Genomic DNA, 18,786 nt, shown 5'->3' with positions numbered 1-18,786 from the left:
TCGTCCCTGCGAAAGCAGGGACCCCATAACCACAGGATCGAGTTGTTGAAGCGCGCTGGGGCCCCAGCGTCGTAAATCAATTCGCATTGGTGGTTATGGGTTCCGGCTCAAGGCCGGAACGACATTGAATTTGCAGATGCGGCCTTCTTAAAACCCCGGCCGCGGAACGTGGTTCATCAGCGTCCGCGCATAGCCGCCATCGACGATGATCTCCTCGCCATTGACGTAGGACGAGCGGTCGCTGGCCAGGAACAACGTCGCGTCCGCCATGTCCTGCGGCGCACCGATCCGGCGCATCGGCACCACGGCGGTGCGCCGCTCGGTAACTCCCGGCGTATCGTAGAACGCCTGGCTCATCGGCGTGACGACGAGGCCGGGGCTGACCACATTGCTGCGGATGCCGTGCGGCCCCCATTCGGCAGCGAGCTGCTGCGAGAGCATCACGACGGCGGCCTTGCTGACGCTGTAGGCGCCGCTCTGCCCCTGCGCATTGCTGGCGGCGATCGAGGCGACATGGATCAGGCTGCCGCGCCCGACCTTGCGCATCTGGCGGCCGAACGCCTGCGCGCAGATGAAATAGCCGGTGAGATTGACCGCCAGCACCGCGTTCCATTCGGCGAGCGGCAGCGTGTCGAGGCCGCCGGGACGCAGCACGGCCGCGGTGTTGACCAGGATGTCGCACGGACCAAGCGTGCGCGCGACGGTGTCGGCGACGTCTGCGACATTGTCCTCGCTGGTGGTGTCGCAGCTTGCGACGAGATGGCCGTCGCCGAACTCGCGCAGCTTGGCTTTGGTCTCCGCAAGGGAGCGCTCGTCGCGATCGAGCGCAGCGACTTTGGCGCCGGCCCGCGCGAAGCTGACCGCGGTGGCGCGGCCGATGCCGCCGCCTCCGCCGGTGACGACGGCAACGCGGCCCGACAGACCGAGCCAGTCGGAAGAATGGTGTTCGGTCATGGGCACCTCCCGCGTGTTTTGATTTATGCCTGCGAGCATAGCCGAACATGCGGCGGGCGAGAGCGATCCCGGCGTGCATGCCGGGACCGCTTTTGTGTTAGACCTTCGAAGCTCCGACGCGTTACCCGGGAATCCCCGCCGCGACTTGGCCGCGCAAACGCTCCAGGCTGTGCAGCGTGTTGGCGCAGGCTTCCGCGACCTCGATCCCCTTGATCACGAAATGCTTGCGGAAGAACTCGTAATGCACCTCGGTCTCGTGGAATTGCTGCGGCGTCAGCACCGCCGAGAACACCGGCACCTCGGTGCGCAATTGCACATCCATCAGCCCCTTGATCACGGTGTCGGCGACGAATTCATGGCGGTAGATGCCGCCATCGACGACGAGCCCGGCCGCGACGATCGCGGTGTAGCGCCGCGTTTTCGCCAGCAGCTGCGCATGCAGCGGGATCTCGAACGAGCCCGGCACCTCGAACACGTCGACATTGGTGATGTGGCGTGCCTCGATCTCCTTCAGGAAGGAGATGCGGCACTCCTCCACCACGTCGCGATGCCAGGACGATTGCACGAAGGCAACGCGCTGCGGCTTAGCGAAATGCGGATGCTCCGGCACCGGCGGAGTTGCCGGCGTGTCGGGAGCGCTTTCTGCTGGGGATGTTTGGACTTCGGCGTGTTGAACTTCAGTGTCTTGCAACATCTGATTCATGGCTTTCCTCTTTCAGGACCAGAATCAGGGCATACGGACAACGACACGCCCACGCGAAAATCGCGTTGGCTGCCGCAACCGTTCTCTTTCATCCGGACTGTAACCGTCGGCTTCGGAATTGCACCGAATCTGCTGACCCTTGTCCCGCTTCGCGGAACGAGGCGCTCGCGGGCTTGGGCTCATCGCCCTTACCGCCGGTGGGGATTTTCACCCCGCCCTGAGAACATCGGCACGCCCGGGATGGACGCGCCTGAGACGAAATATGACCAAACCGCGACAGCGGGGCAAGGTCCTTTGGCATGGGGAAATGGCATGTCCCCATGCCCGCGTTGCGGCTCTAGGCCGGCTGACCGGAGGGGCCGAAGCGCTGATTCACACGTGCAGCGAAGCGGCCGCAAATGGTTAACAAACCGTTACTCGAATGCGGAGATTCCGATTTGTTCTCCAAATCACAGATGTGGCGGAGATCAGCTGTGGACGATGCGCGCTTTGGCTGTGGACGGACTCGGCGTGCGGTTGCGCGGATTCCGCAAATCACATCACTTCATCGGCGTCAGGTCCAGGGGCATCCGGAAGCCCGGTCAAGGAGCTGTACTCGGCCACGACGCAGTATGTCGCAAGTGCCGGCTTCCGTGTGCGTATCAAGCGATCATAAGAATAAGGTCCGAGACGGCATGTCCCTCCTCGAAAGCATTATCGATTCCCGGAACAACCCGCTTGCGGTGGTCGAGGATATCGCCACCGACAACAACTGGGCGTTCGAGCGTTCCGGCGAAGACGAGGTGACGATCGTCTCCAAGGGAGACTGGATCGACTATCAGCTCTCGTTCACCTGGATGGGCGAGATCGAGGCGCTGCATCTCGCCTGCGCCTTCGACATGAAGATGCCGCAGGCGCGCCGCGCCGAAGTGCAGCGGCTGGTCGCCGCGATCAACGAGCAATTGTGGGTCGGCCATTTCGACCTCTGGACCCACACCGGCATGGTGATGCATCGTCAGGCGCTGGTGCTGCCCGGCGGCCTCACCGCCTCCACCTCGCAATGCGAGGCCATGGTGGTCAACGCGATCCACGCCTGCGAGCGCTACTATCCGGCGTTCCAGTTCGTGGTGTGGGCCGGCAAGTCGACCACCGAGGCGATGGCGGCGGCGATGTTCGATACCGAGGGCGAGGCGTAAGGGTTTCGTTCCACATATTCGATGTCGTCCCTGCGAAAGCAGGGATCCATACTCCGCGGCCCCAGTGGTTGAGTAAACTGCTTGTGGCTCGGTTCTCGCTTCACTAGAACCTCCGGTGGTTATGGGTCCCTGCTTCCGCAGGGACGACACAGAGTTTGTGGAGCCTCCCGTGAGCACAAGCAGCGCATTGACGAATACTTCCGGCACCATCGCGCTCGCGGGCGCGGGCAAGATGGGCGGCGCCATGCTGACCGGCTGGCTCGCGCAGGGCCTCGCACCCAAGCAGGTCGCGGTGATCGATCCGCATCTGTCGCCCGAGATCTCCGCGCTGGCCGCGAAGGGCGTGCGCCTCAATCCGCAGGCGAGAGAGCTCGGTACGGTCGACACGCTGGTGGTCGCGGTGAAGCCGCAATCGTTCCGCGATGCCGGCGCCGCACTGAAGGCGCTCGTCGGCCCCTCGACGCTCGTGGTCTCGATCATGGCCGGCACGACCATCGCGGCGCTGGAAGAGGTGGTCGGGGGCGCGGTGGTGCGCGCGATGCCGAACACGCCGGCGGCGATCGGCCGCGGCATCACGGTTGCGGTGCCGTCGAAGCGCGTCACTGCCGCACGGCGCGCGATGACCGATGCGCTGCTGAAGGCGACCGGGCTGGTCGAATGGGTCGACGACGAAGGCCTGATGGACGCGGTGACGGCTGTCTCCGGCTCCGGCCCGGCCTATGTTTTCCTGCTCGCCGAGGAGCTCGCCCGCGCCGGCGTTGCCGCCGGCCTGCCCGAGCAACTCGCAACCACGCTGGCGCGCGCCACCGTCGCCGGCTCCGGCGAACTGCTGCATCGCTCCGATCAGCCGTCGGCGACGTTGCGGCAGAACGTCACTTCGCCCGGCGGCACCACCGCCGCGGCGCTCGAAGTGCTGATGGCAAGCGACGGCCTGCAGCCGCTGATGACCCGTGCGATTGCGGCGGCGACCAGGCGTTCGAAGGAATTGGCGAAGTAATTTTTCGCTACCCGATCACTCCTCGTCCCGTCATCCTGAGGTGCTCGCGGAGCGAGCCTCGAAGGGTGCACGGCCCGTGGCCCATCCTTCGAGACGCGCTGCGCGCTCATCAGGATGACGTCCGAACAAGTGTTGTAGCGTGATTGCGAGCAGCAAACGAAAATGGGCACGCTCGCTTTGCCCACCCTGCGGTGCTCTTACGAAGCCTGCCCCGACATCCCGGCCAGCCGCTTGTTAAAGCTCTCGACATTGATCAAGCCGCGAGCGTGGCGGCCTTCGCCGAGCTTGCGCGTGCCCTCAAAGGCGTCGACCTCGAAGCGGATCACGCGGCGCTCGACCGCGATCACCTTTGAGGTGGTCCGCACCGTGGCTCCGACAAGCGCGGCCGCGAGATGGCGGATGTCGACCTCGGTGCCGACCGTGACCCAGCCGGGCTGCAACGCGGCGCGGATGGCATCGCCCGACGCCATCTCCATGTCGAGGATCATCATCGGCGTCGCATAGACCATCGGCATGCCGGGTACGAAATGCCCGACCGTGCGCTCCGGCGGCACCACCAGCATGCGCTCGGCGCTCATGCCGATCTTGATGAAGTCGCGTGCATCCATTGGCGCCTCAGAACAGGTGTCGTCCCGGCCTTGAGCCGGGACCCATAACCACGAATGCCTGATGTCACGAAGGCTGGGGCCCCAGCGAGCATAACAACCGACATCGGTGGTTATGGGTCCCTGCTTTCGCAGGGACGACCCGTGGAGAGATGAGGGCTACTTCTTCGCCGCGGCGGCGCGCTCGACGAAGGACTTGCCGCCCTTCATCTTGTGATGCAGCGGCGCTTCGTTGATCTGGATCACGACCGCATCGGCATCGACGCCGAGATTCTTCACCAGCGCCTGGGTGATGTCGCGCATCATGCCGAGCTTCTGCTCATCGGTGCGGCCGGCGGCCATGCTCACGGTGATCTCAGGCATCGGAAGTTCTCCCTGGTTGTTGTTGACGCGCAAACCGGTCGTCTGCCGGTCTGGCTGGCGCGCCATCTTTTTGAAGATGGCTGCGCGGGTCAAGCCCGCGCATGACAAACCAGCTATCCCCAGTTCACGTCGTGCCGCGCCAAGACCTCGCGGACCTTGGTGACCAGCTCGGCCTCCGCACAGGAGAACTGCGCCGGACGCGTCTCGCGCCATTCCTGGTTGGAGGCGATCGCGGCCGCTGCCTTGGCGCCATCGATCAGGTCCTTGATCTGCACCTCGCCGCGCGCCTTCTCATCCGAGCCCTGGATGATGACGCAGGGCGAGTTGCGGCGGTCGGCATATTTGAGCTGGTTGCCCATGTTCTTCGGATTGCCGAGATAGAGCTCGGCACGGATGCCGGCCTGGCGCAGCTGCGCGACCATCTTCTGGTAGTCGGCGACACGGTCGCGATCGAACACGGTGACGACGACGGGGCCGAACACGGCGCTCGCGTCGAGCTGGCCGAGCATCGTCAGCGCGGCCTGCAGCCGCGACACGCCGATCGAGAAACCGGCCGCCGGCACCGGCTCGCCGCGGAAGCGCGAGACCAGGCCGTCATAGCGGCCGCCGCCACCAACCGAGCCGAACCGCACCGGGCGGCCCTTCTCGTCCTTGGTGTCGAGCAGCAGCTCGATCTCGTAAACCGGGCCGGTGTAGTATTCGAGGCCACGAACGACGGTGGGATCGATGCGGATTCGGTCCGCGCCATAGCCGGACGCCGCGACCAGCTTGGCGATCTCTTCCAGCTCGCTCACGCCGGCCTGACCAACCTCACTCTTCGCCAAATAGGTCTCGGCCGCAGCGATGGCATCTTTCCAATCGTCGCGCTGCTGCGTGACGGCGAGGACGATATCGGCATCCGCCGGGCTCAGCTCGGCGCCCTTGGTGAAGTCGCCCTTGCCCTCTTCGCCGCCATCCCATCGTCCGGGACCAAGCAGCTTGCGGACCTCGTCTGCGGGAAACTTGTCGAGCTTGTCGATCGCGCGCAGCACGGTGAGCCTGCGGCCTGCATTGTCGTCGCCGCCGAGGCCGATCGCCTCGAGCACGCCGTCGAGCACCTTGCGGTTGTTCACCTTGACGACATAGGAGCCGCGCGGAATGCCGAGCGCTTCCATCGTGTCGGCTGCCATCATGCAGATCTCGGCATCGGCCGCCGGCGTCGCCGAACCGACCGTGTCGGCATCGAACTGCATGAACTGGCGAAACCGGCCGGGACCCGGCTTCTCGTTGCGGAAGACATAGCCGAAACGATACGACCGGTACGGCTTCGGCAGCGCGTCGAAGTTCTCCGCGACATAGCGCGCCAGCGGCGCGGTCAGGTCATAACGCAGCGAGATCCACTGCTCGTCATCGTCCTGGAACGAGAACACGCCCTCGTTGGGACGGTCCTGGTCAGGCAGGAACTTGCCGAGCGCATCGGTATATTCCATCGCCGGCGTCTCCACCGGCTCGAAGCCGTAGAGCTCGTAGACGGCGCGGATCTTCTCGACCATCGCCCGCGTGGCATTGATCGCAGCCGGGCCGCGATCTTCCAGCCCGCGCGGCAGGCGCGCCTTCAGTTTCTGGGGTTTTTTGGGTTTCTCGGCCATTGGCGGCATTTACCAGCCGGCGCGCAACGCGGCAACCGGTGCGTCCAGGGCTGTCATTCCGGGGCGCGTCGAAAGACGCGAACCCGGAATCTCGAGATTCCGGGTTCGATGCTTACGCATCGCCCCGGAATGACGTGGCGTCCGTCACTGGACGCTTCTGATCCAGTTATGCGGATCGTTGGTGCGACCATACTGGATGTCGACCAGCTTCTTGCGCAGGCCCATGGCGACCGGGCCGGCGAGACCGCCGCTGATCTGGAAGTCGCCGCTCGCCGAGCAGACCTTGCCGATCGGCGAGATCACGGCAGCAGTCCCGCAGGCGAACGCCTCCTTCAGCCTGCCACTGGCGGCATCCGCGCGCCACTGCTGGATCGTGTAGGGCTCCTCGCGCACGCTTGTGCCGGCATCCTTGGCGAGCGCAATGATCGAGTCGCGGGTAATGCCGGGCAGGATGGTGCCGAGCGGCGGCGTCGAGAGCGAGCCGTCGTCGAATGCGAAGAAGATGTTCATGCCGCCGAGCTCTTCGATATAGCGGCGCTCGACCGCGTCGAGGAACACGACCTGGTCGCAGCCGCGCTCGATCGCCTCGGCCTGCGCGCGCAGGCTCGCGGCATAATTGCCGCCGCACTTGACGGCGCCGGTGCCGCCAATTGCGGCGCGCGTGTAATTCTCCGACACCCAGATCGACACCGGTGCCGGGCCGCCCTTGAAATAGGAGCCGACCGGCGAGGCGATCACTGAGAAGATGTATTCCGCCGATGGCTTGACGCCGAGGAAGATCTCGCTCGCGATCATGAACGGCCGCAGATAGAGACTGCCCTCGCCGCCCGGGATCCAGGCGCGATCGATCCGCACCAACTGCTCGACCGCTTCGATGAACAGATCCTCGGGCAACGGCGCCATCGCCATGCGATCGGCCGAATCGCGGAAGCGGCGGGCATTGGCGTCGGGGCGGAACAGGTTGATGCCGCCATCGTCGCGCTTGTAGGCCTTGAGACCTTCGAAAATTTCCTGGGCGTAGTGCAGCACCGCGCCGGCCGGATCGAGCGGAAAATTCGCACGGGCCTCGACGCGGGCGCTATGCCAGCCCTTGCCCTGGCTGTAGCGCACGATCGCCATGTGATCGGTGAAGACGCGGCCGAAGCCCGGGTCCACGAGCTTCGCTGCGCGGTCCTTGTCGGACGTCGCGTTCGGCGAAGGCTGGATGTCGAATTTCAAAGTCATTTTTCTTGCTTTCCGCTGTCGGAACCGGCGCGAGGTCGGGCGCCGGCCTGTTTCCCCCGGAGCCTCACGGCTCGGCTGGTCCGGACCTCACCACCTCCGGCCGCGGGGCCGGTTTCCATCGCCAACATGCCGGCTAGACATGCTTTTGCGGAGTGCTGAAGTCCAGTATGTTTGCCGAAATGCCGCTCGACAATCGCACGGTAGTCCAATTTGCGGCCCAAACCGCCTCACAGGCTCTTTCAGGCCGTCTCAAACGCTGTCAGGGACAAAACGACCTAATGTTTCGTCGTGACAGGCAGTTTTGTAACATTGAACCCAAGATACGTCAATATGACTGACATAAATTTCTCAGGCATGGCTGCCAAGCCCGATTCGCAGGGAGATGACCACGCTTCTGCGGCGGGCGGGCGCGACCTGCGCTGGGACATCATCGAGCTGTTGTTCTTCGCCTACCGCGACTTCGTCGGTGACGCCGACCAGGAGCTGGAGGCGTTCGGCTTCGGCCGCGCCCACCACCGCGTCATCCACTTCGTCACCCGCTATCCCGGCCTGAAGGTCGCCGACCTGCTCGACGTCTTGCGCATCACCAAGCAATCGCTCGGGCGGGTGCTCAAGCAACTCTTGGACGAGGGCTACATCGTGCAGAAGACCGGCAACAATGACCGCCGGCAGCGCCTGCTCTACGCGACGCCGAAAGGCGAGGCGCTGGTCGCCAAGCTCGCAGGGTTGCAGACCGACCGCATCAACCGCGCCGTCGCCGGCATCGATCCGGCCGGCATCGAGACGGTTCGCCAATTCCTCCGCGCGATGATCGATCGCGACGACCCCGACAAGGTGCTCGAAGCGATCTTCGGCGGCGGCAAGAAAGCAAGGGAGTGAACCTGGTGCAGGCTGCAACCATGATGCGCGCGCCGATCGAGCCGGCCGACGACGCGCCGCATCTGCTTCTGGTCGACGACGACCGCCGTATTCGCGACCTGCTGTCGCGCTTTCTCTCCGGCGAAGGCTATCGCGTCACGACGGCAATGAGCGCCACCGATGCGCGCGCCAAGCTGCTCGGACTGCATTTCGACCTCCTGATCCTCGACGTGATGATGCCCGGCGAGAACGGTTTCGACCTCGCCCGCTTCATCCGCACCTCCTCGACGGTGCCGATCATCATGCTGACCGCCCGACATGAGGCGGAAGCCCGCATCGAGGGTTTGCAGATCGGCGCCGATGACTACGTGGCAAAACCGTTCGAGCCGCGCGAGCTGGTGCTGCGCATCGGCAACATCCTCAAGCGCACGGCGCCGCCGCAGGTCGTCACCGTCGAGCAGATCGCGTTCGGCCCCTACATCTTCCACATCGAGCGCAGCGAGCTGCGCCAGGGCGAGGAGATCGTCCATCTCACCGACCGCGAGCGCGAGATGCTGCGCATCCTGGCCAGCGCGCCCGGCGAGACCGTGCCGCGCGCCGCGCTGACCTCCGGCGGCACCGTCAACGAACGCGCGGTCGACGTGCAGATCAACCGGCTGCGGCGCAAGATCGAGCACGATCCGGCCAATCCGCTGTTCCTGCAGGCGGTGCGCGGCATCGGCTATCGACTGGTCGCCTCGCCGTAAGATCCAGCCATGAGCACGCTCGATTCCGGCCTGACCCTGATCAAGAACGCCTCGCAGCGCGTCTCGAAGGCGAACGGCTGGATGGGCAACGCGTTCAAGAGCTGGATGCCGACGGGCCTCTACGCCCGCGCGCTGCTGATCATGATCGTGCCGATGGTGATCCTGCAGACCGTGGTGGCGTTCGTGTTCATGGAGCGGCACTGGAACACGGTGACGCGGCGCCTGTCGGCCGCGGTGGTGTCCGACATTGCCGCGCTGATCGACGTCTACAAGATCTATCCGCAGGACAAGGATCGCGCGCAGCTGCGCGGCATCGCGCAGAAGCTGCAGCTGGTGGTCGATTTCCTCCCCGCCGGCGACATGCCACCGCCGGGGCCGAAGCCGTTCTTCTCGCTGCTCGACCAGACCCTGTCGGTGCAGCTCGGCCGCCAGATCAGCCGCCCGTTCTGGATCGACACCGTCGGCAAGTCCAATTTGGTCGAGATCCGCGTGCAGCTCGACGATTCCGTGATGCGGATCTTCGCCCAGCGCAGCGCGGCCTATGCCTCCAATTCGGAGATCTTCATCTTCTGGATGCTCGGCACCTCGACGATCCTGCTGATCGTCGCGGTGCTGTTCCTGCGCAACCAGATCAAGCCGATCCTGCGGCTCGCCGACGCCGCGGAAAGTTTCGGCAAGGGCCGCGAGGCCCCAAATTTCCGGCCGCGCGGCGCGCGCGAGGTGCGGCGCGCGGCGCAGGCCTTCATCGAGATGAAGGCGCGCGTCGAGCGCTCGATCGAGCAGCGCACCGCGATGCTCGCCGGCGTCTCGCACGATCTGCGCACCATCCTGACCCGCTTCAAGCTCGAGCTCGCCCTGATCGGCGAAGGCCCCGAGATCGACGCGATGCGCAAGGACGTCGACGAGATGTCGATGATGCTGGAAGACTATCTCGCGTTTGCGCGCGGCGATTCCGGCGAGGTCGCGCAGCCGACCGACATGGCGATGGCGCTGGAGGAATTACGCAGCGACGCCGAGCGCCACGGCCACACCGCAACCGTCGCGTTCCACGGCCTGCCGATCGTGACGGTGAAGCCGGCCTCGTTCAAGCGCTGCCTCGCCAACCTCGTGTCGAATGCGGCGCGCCATGCCAACACGATCTCGATCACCGGCCAACGCGACCACCGCTACCTCAACATCACGGTCGACGATGACGGCCCCGGCATCCCCGCCAACATGCGCGAGGAAGTGTTCAAGCCGTTCCTGCGGCTCGACGATGCGCGCAACCAGGACGAGGGCGGCAGCGGGCTTGGGCTCGCGATCGCTCGCGACATCGCGCGCTCGCATGGCGGCGATATCCTGCTCAGCGAGAGCCCGATGGGCGGCCTGCGGGCCACGGTGCGGGTGCCGGTGTAGCACAGCGTTTTCGAGCGAAGTGGACGCCGGTTCGCGTGAAGAAAACGCATCCGAACAACAAGAGCTACCAGCGATAAGACAACGTGCCGATCACCTGCCGTCGTTCGCCGGAATAGCAGTAGCCGGACTGGCAGGTCTGGTACTGCGTGTCGAACAGATTGGTCGCGTTCAGGCGCGCGGTGGCGCCGAGAAATCGCCGGTCGAGCTTGCCCAGATCGTAGTCGATCACGGCATCGAACAGCGTCGTCGCCGCATTCTGGAATGTATTCTGGTCGTTGCCGAAGTTGGTCCCGATATAGCGGACGCCGAGGCCAAGCCCGAGCCCCTCGACGGGAACGCCGGACTGGAAGGTGTATTTGCCGAAGGCGGCAAAGGAATCCCGCGGAATGCCCGACAGCTCGTTGCCGGTCGTGTCCGGATTGCCCTGCGTGATCACGACGTTGAGATGCGTGTAGGCCGCGGTGAGATCGAATCCCTGCTTGAGCGCCAGCTTCGCCTCGAGCTCGACGCCCTTGGATTCGACCTGCCCGGTCGCGGCCTGGAACGCCATGTTGTTGGGATCGGTGCGCAGCACATTGTCCTGCGTGATGTCGAACACCGCCGCGGTCAACAGCACCGGAAGCTGCGGCATCTGGTACTTGATGCCGATTTCCTTCTGCGCGCCGGTGGTCGGCTTGAACGGTGTCCCGGATACGTCGACGCCGACTTGCGGTGCGAATGACGTCGCGTAGCTGACATAGGGCGCGATGCCGTCGTCGAAGGCGTAAGCGAGGCCCGCACGGCCGGTGAAGGCATTGGCCCTCTGCGTCGACGGCACGCCGTCGAGGCCCGCGGTCGTGGTCTGCGACACCCAGCTCTGGCGACCATTGAGGGTCAGAACGAAGCTGCCGAGCTTGGCCTGCTCCTGCGCATACACCCCGACCTCGTCGGTCGACTGCTTGTTGAAGATCGAGAAAGCCGGCGTCGCGATCGCCTGCGCGCCGTAGTTCATCGTCAGGAGATTGAGGTCCGGCGCCGCGCCGTAACCGATCTTGTCGTTGTAGTAGGAATGGCCGTAGTCGACGCCGAACAGCACCGTGCTCTTGACCGCGCCGAGCATGAACTTGGCCTCGGCCTGGTTGTCGAGCGTGACCGTGTTGAAGCTATCCAGGATCCGCCAGGCGGAGCGCGACGCGAGATTGGTGCCATAGTCGATCGAGTCGATCTGGGTGTATTTCGCGTCGGTGTCGACCTGATAGAAACGAAAATTCTGCCGCACCGTCCAGACGTCGTCGACATTGTGCTCGAACGCATAGCCGATGCGATACTGCTTCTGATCCATCGCGCTGAACGCCGGATCATTCGAGTAGATGTTGGTCAATTGTCCGTCGGGCGTGCGGAAATTGCCGATGCTGGCGGCGGTTCGGCTGCTTTGGTATTCGCTGAGGATGGTGAAGGACGTATCGGCGTCCGGCCGCCAGGTCAGCGCCGGCGCGATGTAGGTGCGATCGTCGTCGTTGCCGGGATACCAGGTCTTTGCCTCGCGCAGCAAACCCGTCAGCCGGTAGTACAGTTGATCGCTGCCGGGCACCGGGCCGCCGAGATCGAAGCTGCCCTGGTAGCGATCGTAAGTGCCGGCCTGCAGCTGCACCTCGCCGAACGGCGTCGGGGTCGGCCGCTTGGTGGTGACATCCACGATGCCTCCGGGCGAACCGAGACCGTAGAGGCCCGAGGCCGGACCACGCAGGATCGACACGCTGTCGAGACCGTATGGCTCGATCTTCGGGATCGCGAAGTTGCCGCCGCCCTGGCGCAGGCCGTCGCGATAGATTCCGGTATAGGTCGCATCGAAACCGCGGATGTAGAAACTGTCGAACCTCGGATCGTAGCCGAACGCCGTGGTCGTCACGCCGGGCGTGTAGTTGACGGCGTCCTTGAGGGTCTGAACGTTGCGATCCCGGAGCTCCTTCTGGGTCACGACCGAAAGCGACTGCGGCGTTTCGATCAGCGCAGTGTTGGTCTTGGTGCCGGCGCTGCTGCCGGTTGCGACGTAACCGGTCGTCGTACCGATATTGCCTGCGGTGCCCTGCGAGCGCGGCGCCTCGCTCTGGCCGGGTGTCGCAACACGGCTGCGTCGGCTCGCCGTGACCGCGCGCGAAGACCTGGTGCTCTGACTGGAAGCCGCCGCAGCGCGCTTCTTCGGCGCACCGGGCTGGTCCACTGTCACGGCCGGAAGCACGCTGGCATTGTTTTGTGGAGGACTGGTCTGCGCCTGAGCACTGGCGACGTTCGCACCCGCTGCTCCAAGCATCACCGAACCAAGAAACGCTGCATTGATCGCAGCCGTTGATCCAAGCAAGCCGCGCTTGCTTCGATACCAAATCATTCCCACCGAACAAATCCCCACGCGCCCAGACTGATCTCGATCGAGGCGCACCTTCCTCATGACGCGACATCGATTGCGGCGGACTTCTATCGACGGGGTGCGCGAAATTCCACACGCGCAAAATAGAATTGCTTGAAGCGCACACGATGCGAAACACTGGAACGATTCAAGATGTACGCATTTGAACGATTCAAAACGACACGTTGTCGCAGCGAGCTTGCAGCGAATGCGACGCGCGTCGTCGCTCGAACGCGAAACGCGAAGCCGATCGCTCAATGATGTCGCATCCCGTCGACGTCATCGCGCCAAGGAGCGCACGAACGCGCGGCGGTGAACCGTCATCCTGAGAGAGTGCGATTGTATTCAATGTCGTCCTGGCGAAAGCCAGGAGCCATTACCCAAATCGCTTGCTGTCGTGCGACGCTGGGCCACTATCGCGCTCTCAATCGAATTCGGTGGTTATGAGCTTTCGCCAGGACGACAGCGTGGGAGGCCGCTCGCTACAATTTCCCAGACCGTCATTCTGAAGGTGCGAGCCTCGAAGGATGCGCGGCCACCAGCCCGGCCGTCGACCCTTCGAGACGCGCGGAGCCTGTCATCGGGCCGCGCTCTGCGCGGACCCGGTGGCGCCGCTCAGGAAGGCATCGGATGGATTGCACACCGCCCTCAGCACAAGATTGCTCCGCAATTCTCGTCGCGAACTGCTAGCAATGAGGGAGATGCGAAGTGCAACAACCACTCGGCATCAGGGGTCGTTATATTCAGGCGCGCAACCGAATGCGCGGCGCCCTACTTCTGCTTGGGCAGGAGGCTCTTCAGCTTTTCCATGTCCTTGACGTTCATCTTCATGCCGCCGGGCATGATGATGTCACCGGGCTTCTGGTCGGCCTTGCAGGCGCCGAGCCATTTCGCCTCGATGGTCATCGTGGTGTCGCGGGCGCCGGCCGCACCGCCCTCGGCATGCGAGGTGCTCTTTACCGTGTAGGCGGAATTGAAATCGCCGACGATCTCGGCATGGCTCTGCATCGACATGCCCGCGACGCTGCACACGCTGTCGCTGACATAGCCGGTCGCGGTCTTCTGGATGTCCTGCTTGGAGCAGACCTCCTTGGCCATCGGCGAGGCCGCGGCGCTCATCTCCTTGTCGGTGGTCTCGTCGGTGCAGTGCTGCATGGTGATTTCCGGCATCGGCCCGCCGGTGCGCACCATTTTCATCTCCCACAGCCCGGCCTTGCGAATCGGCAGGTCGACGGCACTTGCCGCGCCGGTGGACAGGGCAAGGCACACAGCAGAACCAAGCAAGGCAAGCTGTCGGGTCATGCGGTTGGCTCCCGGCTCAACGATCGGAGAGTTAAAGGGCGCGCTCAGTAGAGCGTGCGCACCGGCCTCTCGGCGGCGCCATACGGCACCCAGCGACAGGCGAAGGAGATGTAGCCGCCCGGGTAGCGCTGCACCGCCAGGAACTTGACCACCTTGCCGTAGGAGGCGCAGTGGTCGACGGCGAGCTGCCGGGCATCGGTCTGGGCTGCCAGCGAATAGGCGATGATACCGCCGGTATCGTTGCCCTTGAACGGCGGCACCGGCTGCAGCCAATCGGCTTGCGCCGGACCCACGGCCAGCATCCCGCTAACGGCAACCAGGCACGCGGCCAATTTCCTTCGCATCGCAGACTCCATTTCGCTTGGGCCCAACATAGAGTGCGCCGGCGACCGTGAAAAGAACGAGCCGGCAGCCGGAAGTGGACTTCTCGACAGGTGTTGCCGCGCTGCACTTGACCTTGCCGGGGCTTCGCGGCACCGTCCGCCGCATCGGATAATCGGGTGGATTCCCATGCGCAACCTGTTCAACTCCCGCAACAAACTCGGCCACACGCTTGGCCTCGGCGCCGCACTCGTGGTCGGCACGCTGGCTTTCGGGGGCACGGCGCAGGCCGCCAATCCGTTCGAACTGAATTTCTGGCTGTCGGGCCCGCGCTATGACGGCAATGTCGCCCCCTGCGAAAAGGCCCTGGCGACCATCAGCGATCAATTCCACGAGAAGGAAGCCACCTTCTGGAATTCGCCGCTGGTCATCACCGGCTTCAGCCGGATCCACGAAACCGCCTTCCGCCCCTGGCAGTCCGACAATATCCCGCGCCGCTATTGCTCGGGCGATGCGCTGCTGAGCGACGGCAAGGTGCGCAAGGTGCACTATTCGATCATCGAGGACGGCGGCTTTGCCGGCATCGACCAGGGCGTCGAATGGTGTGTCGCCGGGCTCGACCGCAACTGGGCCTACAACCCGTCCTGCAAGGCCGCCCGGCCCTGATATCCAGACCAGATTGCTGAAACAGAAGCCGCCGCCATCAAAGCCGGCGGCTTTTGTTCTTGAAATGTTCCAAATGCCTGTTAGGCTGCGGGACGATCGCGTGAGGGGGAGCGTTTGATGCCTCGGTTGGACACAATTTCCCGATTCCTGATTTCCGCTGTCGTTGTTCTCTGTGGCGCGGTTGGGGCTTCGGCCCAGGATCGCCGCCAGAACGCGCCCGGCGAATTCGATTTCTATGTGCTGTCGCTGTCATGGTCGCCTTCGTTCTGCGAGGCGGCGAGCGAGCGGGGCAACAATGGCCGCGGGACCCAGGCACAGTGTGGCGGCCGGCCCTACTCCTTCGTGGTGCACGGGCTGTGGCCGCAATATGAACGTGGCTTCCCGGAATACTGCCAGCGGCCCTCGCCGCGGCTGGCCCGCAACATCATGACCTCGATGCTCGACCTGATGCCGGCGCCCGGGCTGATCTACAACGAGTGGGACAAGCACGGCACCTGCTCCGGCCTCGGCGAGCGCGCCTATTTCGAAGCGATCCGCAAGGCCCGCGCCGCGGTGAAGATCCCCGAGGAATTCGTGCAATTGACGGAACCGAAGACGATCGCGCCCGACGAGTTGGAGACGGCCTTCATCAAGGCCAATCCCGGACTCAGCAACTCCGCGATCTCGGTGACCTGCGACAGCCGGCGCCTCAGCGAGGTACGGATCTGCCTCAGCAAGGATCTGCAATTCCGCTCCTGCGAGGAAATCGATCGCCGTGCCTGCCGCCGCGATCAGGTGCTGATGCCGCCGGTGCGCGGCGGCTGATCCCTCCCCGTCATGGCCGGGCGGAGGCGCGCCGCGCAGTGTCCGCGCTGACTGTTCCGGCCATTCTCGCCCTCGCGAATCCGGCAAGATCAGGCGTCGATGCCCGCGACAAGCCCGGGCATGACGAAGTACAACATGCGCATCCCTCTCGGAGCGCAGCGCGATAACCGCATGAACTACCGCCACGCCTTTCATGCCGGCAACTTTGCCGATGTCATCAAGCACATCGTGCTGGTGCGGATGCTGACCTATCTGCAGGAGAAGCAGGCGCCGTTCCGTGTCATCGACAGCCATGCCGGCGCCGGCCTCTATGACCTGACATCGAGCGAAGCCGAGCGCGGCGGCGAATGGCTCAGCGGCATCGCGCGGTTGATGCAGGCGCGACTCTCCGACAAGGCGCTGCCGTTGATCGCGCCCTATCTCGACATCGTCAGGGCATTCAATCCGCGCGGCGAGTTGAAAGCCTATCCCGGCTCGCCGCTGATCGCGCGGGCGCTGCTGCGCCCTCAGGATCGTCTCACGGCCTGCGAGGTCGAACCGACCGCACGCAAGCAACTGATCGACGCGTTGCGGCGCGATGCGCAGGCACGCGTCGTCGATCTCGACGGCTGGACCGCGTTGCCCGCATTCGTGCCGCCGAACGAGCGTCGCGGCCTGGTGCTGATCGATCCGCCATTCGAAGCGAAGGACGAGTTCGAGCGGCTGGCCCGTGCTTTCACGGAGGCGTTCGCGAAGTGGCCGACCGGTGCATATCTTTTGTGGTACCCCGTAAAAACCCGGAGGGCCACCGACGAGCTCGCGCGCAGCGTGGCTGCTGCTGCAATGAGCAGCCGACCTGCCGGAAAATGCTTGCGTCTGGAATTCAGTGTGGCGCCGCAAGAAGCGGGCGCAGGCCTCGTTTCCACCGGCCTTTTGATAGTGAATCCGCCGTGGACGCTCGCGGGCGAGCTGAAGATCATCCTGCCCGAACTCGAGAAGCCGCTCGGTCAAGGCGGCGCGGCGCGCTTCAAACTAGAGACGCCTAAAGCTTGATCGAAAAGCACCCACTGAAAAGTTCGATTTTGAGCATAGGCAATTTGCGCGGAACCGTATTATGCTCATCCTGTTACGACTGGCTTTACGTTCCGCTTCCGCGAATGGTTGCGGCGGAGTGACAAGGCCGAAATAAAATCCAGGCAGACCGGCGGCGTGACGCCGGCCTGCTCAGGTGGCCAAGCTTCCGACAAGCGAATGTCGGTCAACCGCTACGCGACGTGCGCGTAGCGGTGGAGCAATACGGGGGAGGAGTTTTCCCGATGGCCATGACTGGGACAGTCAAGTTCTTCAACGGAGAGCGTGGCTACGGCTTCATCAAGCCTGATGATGGCGGCCGCGATGTGTTCGTTCACATCACCGCTGTCGAGCGGGCAGGATTGAAGGACCTGACTGAAGGACAACGCATTACGTTCGAGGTTGAGCCGGACAAGAAGGGCAAGGGCCCGAAGGCGGTCAACCTGGTGGTTTCATGATGAGCGCTCGCGGTGCGCGGCTCGTGATGACCACCGACTGAAGCGTTGCGTGTGAGTTGACTGCGGAGCGCGCGGCGCGCGCTCGCTGCATGACCACCCTGCATGATGCGGACGCGACTGGCCGTGCCGCACGCTCAAAGCGTGCGGCCGGCTGGTCGGCTTCGCGAACGGGGCGGCGTGCATGCTGCTGCGCGCAATATGCAGATCGTCGGCACAAAGAAAAACCCGGCCGCGCAGGGCGCAGCCGGGAGTTGATGGTCGACGTCTTCTTGTTCTCAGAAGTGATAGTTGATGCCGGCGCGAACCAGGCTGAAGCTGTAGCCGTTCGACGCGCCGCCGGTGATGGTGAAGTTGCTGTTGGCGAGATCGACATAGAGATACTCGATCTTGGCGCTCCAATGCGGGGCGAAGCCCATTTCGGCGCCGGCGCCGACGGTGAAGCCCGCGTTGGTGTGGGACTCCGTGATGCCGAAGGTCTCGCCGCGCAGTTCGCCGAAGGCGAGACCGCCGGTGGCGTAGAACAGCACGTTGTTGACCGCATAGCCGGCGCGGCCGCGCACCGTGCCGAACCACGGGTTGGAGAACTTCCAGGGCGCGAACCGGTCGTCCGCAGTCGTGCCCTGGATATCGGCCTCGAGACCGAACACCCAGGGAGAGCCGTTCTGGAAATTGTAGCCGGCCTGCACGCCGCCGACGAAGCCGGACGGCTTGGTCGGGTTGTTCTCTACCGAGCCCCAGCCATAGCCGGCATTGCCGCCGAGATAGGGGCCGGCCCAGCTATAGGCATTGAGCGGCTGATAGACGGTGTAGGGCGAACCATAATTGAGGTCGGCCGCCGCCGCCGAGGTCGTCCAGCCTGCGACGATCAGTGCCAGCGCACGCGCAACAAACCGGGTCATGGGTACTCTCCACCACGCAACTGCCGCAGCCCGCAGGCCGGGGCCTACGTGGTTACGGAATTCCACTTTTTCGCTAAGGTTTATCGAGAGTTTTAAGTTAAAGGGCTGTTAAGCCCGGTTACCGGCCCGCTCATCAGTCTTAACAATGTGTTACCCGCCAGCTGCTGCCACGGCGCAGGGTCGGTAACCTGCTGCGATCGGGGCTGTTTTCCGATGCCGCCAACGCTGGCGAGCGGTCCCCCAAGCGCTTAGTTT

The 18,786-nt window shown here is 64.3% G+C and carries 19 protein-coding genes and 1 riboswitch; of the genes, 9 read left to right on the top strand and 10 right to left on the bottom strand.

Annotated elements, in window-relative coordinates; all coding sequences use genetic code 11:
- Positions 1-147 precede the first annotated feature (147 nt).
- Together ACVMB0_RS14910 and ACVMB0_RS14905 are read right to left on the bottom strand one after the other, a co-directional pair.
- Positions 148-954, bottom strand: a complete 807-nt coding sequence (locus ACVMB0_RS14910; protein ID WP_461346739.1) for an SDR family NAD(P)-dependent oxidoreductase — start codon at positions 952-954, stop codon at positions 148-150.
- A 121-nt stretch (positions 955-1,075) separates the two neighbouring features.
- Entirely contained in the window at positions 1,076-1,657 is a 582-nt protein-coding gene (locus ACVMB0_RS14905; RefSeq protein WP_461346738.1) for a 6,7-dimethyl-8-ribityllumazine synthase, read from the bottom strand.
- 76 nt (positions 1,658-1,733) lie between these two features.
- A riboswitch (FMN riboswitch) is annotated at positions 1,734-1,886 on the bottom strand.
- Between the two features lie 445 nt (positions 1,887-2,331).
- Here ACVMB0_RS14905 and ACVMB0_RS14900 point away from each other — a divergent pair.
- Both ACVMB0_RS14900 and proC read left to right on the top strand, forming a co-directional pair.
- The gene (locus ACVMB0_RS14900; RefSeq protein WP_229185331.1) at positions 2,332-2,832 is read left to right on the top strand and encodes a type III secretion system chaperone family protein; all 501 of its coding nucleotides are present in this window, start codon (positions 2,332-2,334) and stop codon (positions 2,830-2,832) included.
- Positions 2,833-2,953: 121 nt separating this feature from the next.
- Positions 2,954-3,829 carry a pyrroline-5-carboxylate reductase gene (gene proC / locus ACVMB0_RS14895; RefSeq protein ID WP_461349655.1) on the top strand — a complete coding sequence of 292 codons (876 nt, stop codon included), beginning with the start codon at positions 2,954-2,956 and terminating at the stop codon, positions 3,827-3,829.
- Positions 3,830-4,026: 197 nt separating this feature from the next.
- Here proC and ACVMB0_RS14890 read toward each other — a convergent pair whose 3' ends face one another.
- The 4 genes from ACVMB0_RS14890 to ACVMB0_RS14875 form a co-directional block, all read right to left on the bottom strand.
- Positions 4,027-4,437, bottom strand: coding sequence for a thioesterase family protein (locus ACVMB0_RS14890; protein WP_461346737.1), 411 nt, complete (start codon positions 4,435-4,437; stop codon positions 4,027-4,029).
- A gap of 156 nt (positions 4,438-4,593) precedes the next feature.
- Positions 4,594-4,797 (bottom strand): tautomerase family protein, encoded by a 204-nt coding sequence (locus ACVMB0_RS14885; RefSeq protein WP_018269806.1) that lies wholly within the window; start codon positions 4,795-4,797, stop codon positions 4,594-4,596.
- 113 nt (positions 4,798-4,910) lie between these two features.
- Complete coding sequence (gene hisS / locus ACVMB0_RS14880; RefSeq protein WP_461346736.1) at positions 4,911-6,425, bottom strand: histidine--tRNA ligase; 1,515 nt, start codon at positions 6,423-6,425, stop codon at positions 4,911-4,913.
- A gap of 144 nt (positions 6,426-6,569) precedes the next feature.
- Positions 6,570-7,649, bottom strand: a complete 1,080-nt coding sequence (locus ACVMB0_RS14875; protein ID WP_461346735.1) for a branched-chain amino acid aminotransferase — start codon at positions 7,647-7,649, stop codon at positions 6,570-6,572.
- 330 nt (positions 7,650-7,979) lie between these two features.
- Here ACVMB0_RS14875 and ACVMB0_RS14870 point away from each other — a divergent pair, with 330 nt between their 5' ends.
- The 3 genes from ACVMB0_RS14870 to ACVMB0_RS14860 are packed head-to-tail and all read left to right on the top strand — an operon-like array spanning position 7,980 to position 10,648.
- Positions 7,980-8,528 (top strand): MarR family winged helix-turn-helix transcriptional regulator, encoded by a 549-nt coding sequence (locus ACVMB0_RS14870; RefSeq protein WP_461346734.1) that lies wholly within the window; start codon positions 7,980-7,982, stop codon positions 8,526-8,528.
- Positions 8,529-8,548: 20 nt separating this feature from the next.
- On the top strand, positions 8,549-9,253 hold the full coding sequence (locus ACVMB0_RS14865; RefSeq protein WP_456756291.1) for a response regulator transcription factor: 705 nt from the start codon (positions 8,549-8,551) through the stop codon (positions 9,251-9,253).
- 9 nt (positions 9,254-9,262) lie between these two features.
- Complete coding sequence (locus tag ACVMB0_RS14860) at positions 9,263-10,648, top strand: ATP-binding protein (protein ID WP_456750135.1); 1,386 nt, start codon at positions 9,263-9,265, stop codon at positions 10,646-10,648.
- Positions 10,649-10,712: 64 nt separating this feature from the next.
- Here the strand turns inward: ACVMB0_RS14860 and ACVMB0_RS14855 are convergent, their stop codons facing one another.
- The 3 genes from ACVMB0_RS14855 to ACVMB0_RS14845 form a co-directional block, all read right to left on the bottom strand.
- Positions 10,713-12,854 (bottom strand): TonB-dependent siderophore receptor, encoded by a 2,142-nt coding sequence (locus tag ACVMB0_RS14855; protein WP_461346733.1) that lies wholly within the window; start codon positions 12,852-12,854, stop codon positions 10,713-10,715.
- A gap of 948 nt (positions 12,855-13,802) precedes the next feature.
- The gene (locus ACVMB0_RS14850; RefSeq protein WP_461346732.1) at positions 13,803-14,333 is read right to left on the bottom strand and encodes a DUF3617 domain-containing protein; all 531 of its coding nucleotides are present in this window, start codon (positions 14,331-14,333) and stop codon (positions 13,803-13,805) included.
- A gap of 44 nt (positions 14,334-14,377) precedes the next feature.
- A complete protein-coding gene (locus ACVMB0_RS14845) occupies positions 14,378-14,677 on the bottom strand; it encodes a hypothetical protein (protein ID WP_461346731.1) in 300 nt (99 codons plus the stop codon).
- A gap of 166 nt (positions 14,678-14,843) precedes the next feature.
- Between ACVMB0_RS14845 and ACVMB0_RS14840 the strand changes: the two genes are divergently transcribed.
- The 4 genes from ACVMB0_RS14840 (at position 14,844) to ACVMB0_RS14825 (ending at position 17,632) form a co-directional block, all read left to right on the top strand.
- Entirely contained in the window at positions 14,844-15,320 is a 477-nt protein-coding gene (locus ACVMB0_RS14840; RefSeq protein ID WP_461346730.1) for a hypothetical protein, read from the top strand.
- Positions 15,321-15,437: 117 nt separating this feature from the next.
- Complete coding sequence (locus ACVMB0_RS14835; RefSeq protein WP_461346729.1) at positions 15,438-16,124, top strand: ribonuclease T2 family protein; 687 nt, start codon at positions 15,438-15,440, stop codon at positions 16,122-16,124.
- A gap of 171 nt (positions 16,125-16,295) precedes the next feature.
- Complete coding sequence (locus tag ACVMB0_RS14830) at positions 16,296-17,156, top strand: 23S rRNA (adenine(2030)-N(6))-methyltransferase RlmJ (RefSeq protein ID WP_461349654.1); 861 nt, start codon at positions 16,296-16,298, stop codon at positions 17,154-17,156.
- A gap of 263 nt (positions 17,157-17,419) precedes the next feature.
- Entirely contained in the window at positions 17,420-17,632 is a 213-nt protein-coding gene (locus ACVMB0_RS14825) for a cold-shock protein (RefSeq protein ID WP_016844477.1), read from the top strand.
- A 275-nt stretch (positions 17,633-17,907) separates the two neighbouring features.
- Here ACVMB0_RS14825 and ACVMB0_RS14820 read toward each other — a convergent pair whose 3' ends face one another.
- On the bottom strand, positions 17,908-18,531 hold the full coding sequence (locus ACVMB0_RS14820; protein ID WP_456750140.1) for an outer membrane protein: 624 nt from the start codon (positions 18,529-18,531) through the stop codon (positions 17,908-17,910).
- Between the last annotated feature and the right edge of the window lie 255 nt (positions 18,532-18,786).

The organism is Bradyrhizobium sp. USDA 4451 (assembly GCF_054822585.1).
Note: the sequence above shows the minus strand (reverse complement) of the source record. Positions and strands in the feature narration are given on the sequence as shown.

Excerpts from the sequence above, each read along its gene's own strand:
- ACVMB0_RS14845 (WP_461346731.1), bottom strand. The coding sequence starts at position 14,677 with ATGCGAAGGAAATTGGCCGCGTGCCTGGTTGCCGTTAGCGGGATGCTG.
- proC (WP_461349655.1), top strand. The coding sequence starts at position 2,954 with ATGGGTCCCTGCTTCCGCAGGGACGACACAGAGTTTGTGGAGCCTCCC.
- ACVMB0_RS14835 (WP_461346729.1), top strand. The coding sequence starts at position 15,438 with ATGCCTCGGTTGGACACAATTTCCCGATTCCTGATTTCCGCTGTCGTT.
- ACVMB0_RS14870 (WP_461346734.1), top strand. The coding sequence starts at position 7,980 with ATGACTGACATAAATTTCTCAGGCATGGCTGCCAAGCCCGATTCGCAG.
- ACVMB0_RS14850 (WP_461346732.1), bottom strand. The coding sequence starts at position 14,333 with ATGACCCGACAGCTTGCCTTGCTTGGTTCTGCTGTGTGCCTTGCCCTG.
- ACVMB0_RS14860 (WP_456750135.1), top strand. The coding sequence starts at position 9,263 with ATGAGCACGCTCGATTCCGGCCTGACCCTGATCAAGAACGCCTCGCAG.
- ACVMB0_RS14825 (WP_016844477.1), top strand. The coding sequence starts at position 17,420 with ATGGCCATGACTGGGACAGTCAAGTTCTTCAACGGAGAGCGTGGCTAC.
- ACVMB0_RS14905 (WP_461346738.1), bottom strand. The coding sequence starts at position 1,657 with ATGAATCAGATGTTGCAAGACACTGAAGTTCAACACGCCGAAGTCCAA.
- ACVMB0_RS14890 (WP_461346737.1), bottom strand. The coding sequence starts at position 4,437 with ATGGATGCACGCGACTTCATCAAGATCGGCATGAGCGCCGAGCGCATG.
- ACVMB0_RS14840 (WP_461346730.1), top strand. The coding sequence starts at position 14,844 with ATGCGCAACCTGTTCAACTCCCGCAACAAACTCGGCCACACGCTTGGC.
- ACVMB0_RS14900 (WP_229185331.1), top strand. The coding sequence starts at position 2,332 with ATGTCCCTCCTCGAAAGCATTATCGATTCCCGGAACAACCCGCTTGCG.
- ACVMB0_RS14885 (WP_018269806.1), bottom strand. The coding sequence starts at position 4,797 with ATGCCTGAGATCACCGTGAGCATGGCCGCCGGCCGCACCGATGAGCAG.
- ACVMB0_RS14875 (WP_461346735.1), bottom strand. The coding sequence starts at position 7,649 with ATGACTTTGAAATTCGACATCCAGCCTTCGCCGAACGCGACGTCCGAC.
- ACVMB0_RS14820 (WP_456750140.1), bottom strand. The coding sequence starts at position 18,531 with ATGACCCGGTTTGTTGCGCGTGCGCTGGCACTGATCGTCGCAGGCTGG.
- ACVMB0_RS14865 (WP_456756291.1), top strand. The coding sequence starts at position 8,549 with ATGATGCGCGCGCCGATCGAGCCGGCCGACGACGCGCCGCATCTGCTT.
- ACVMB0_RS14830 (WP_461349654.1), top strand. The coding sequence starts at position 16,296 with ATGAACTACCGCCACGCCTTTCATGCCGGCAACTTTGCCGATGTCATC.
- hisS (WP_461346736.1), bottom strand. The coding sequence starts at position 6,425 with ATGGCCGAGAAACCCAAAAAACCCCAGAAACTGAAGGCGCGCCTGCCG.
- ACVMB0_RS14910 (WP_461346739.1), bottom strand. The coding sequence starts at position 954 with ATGACCGAACACCATTCTTCCGACTGGCTCGGTCTGTCGGGCCGCGTT.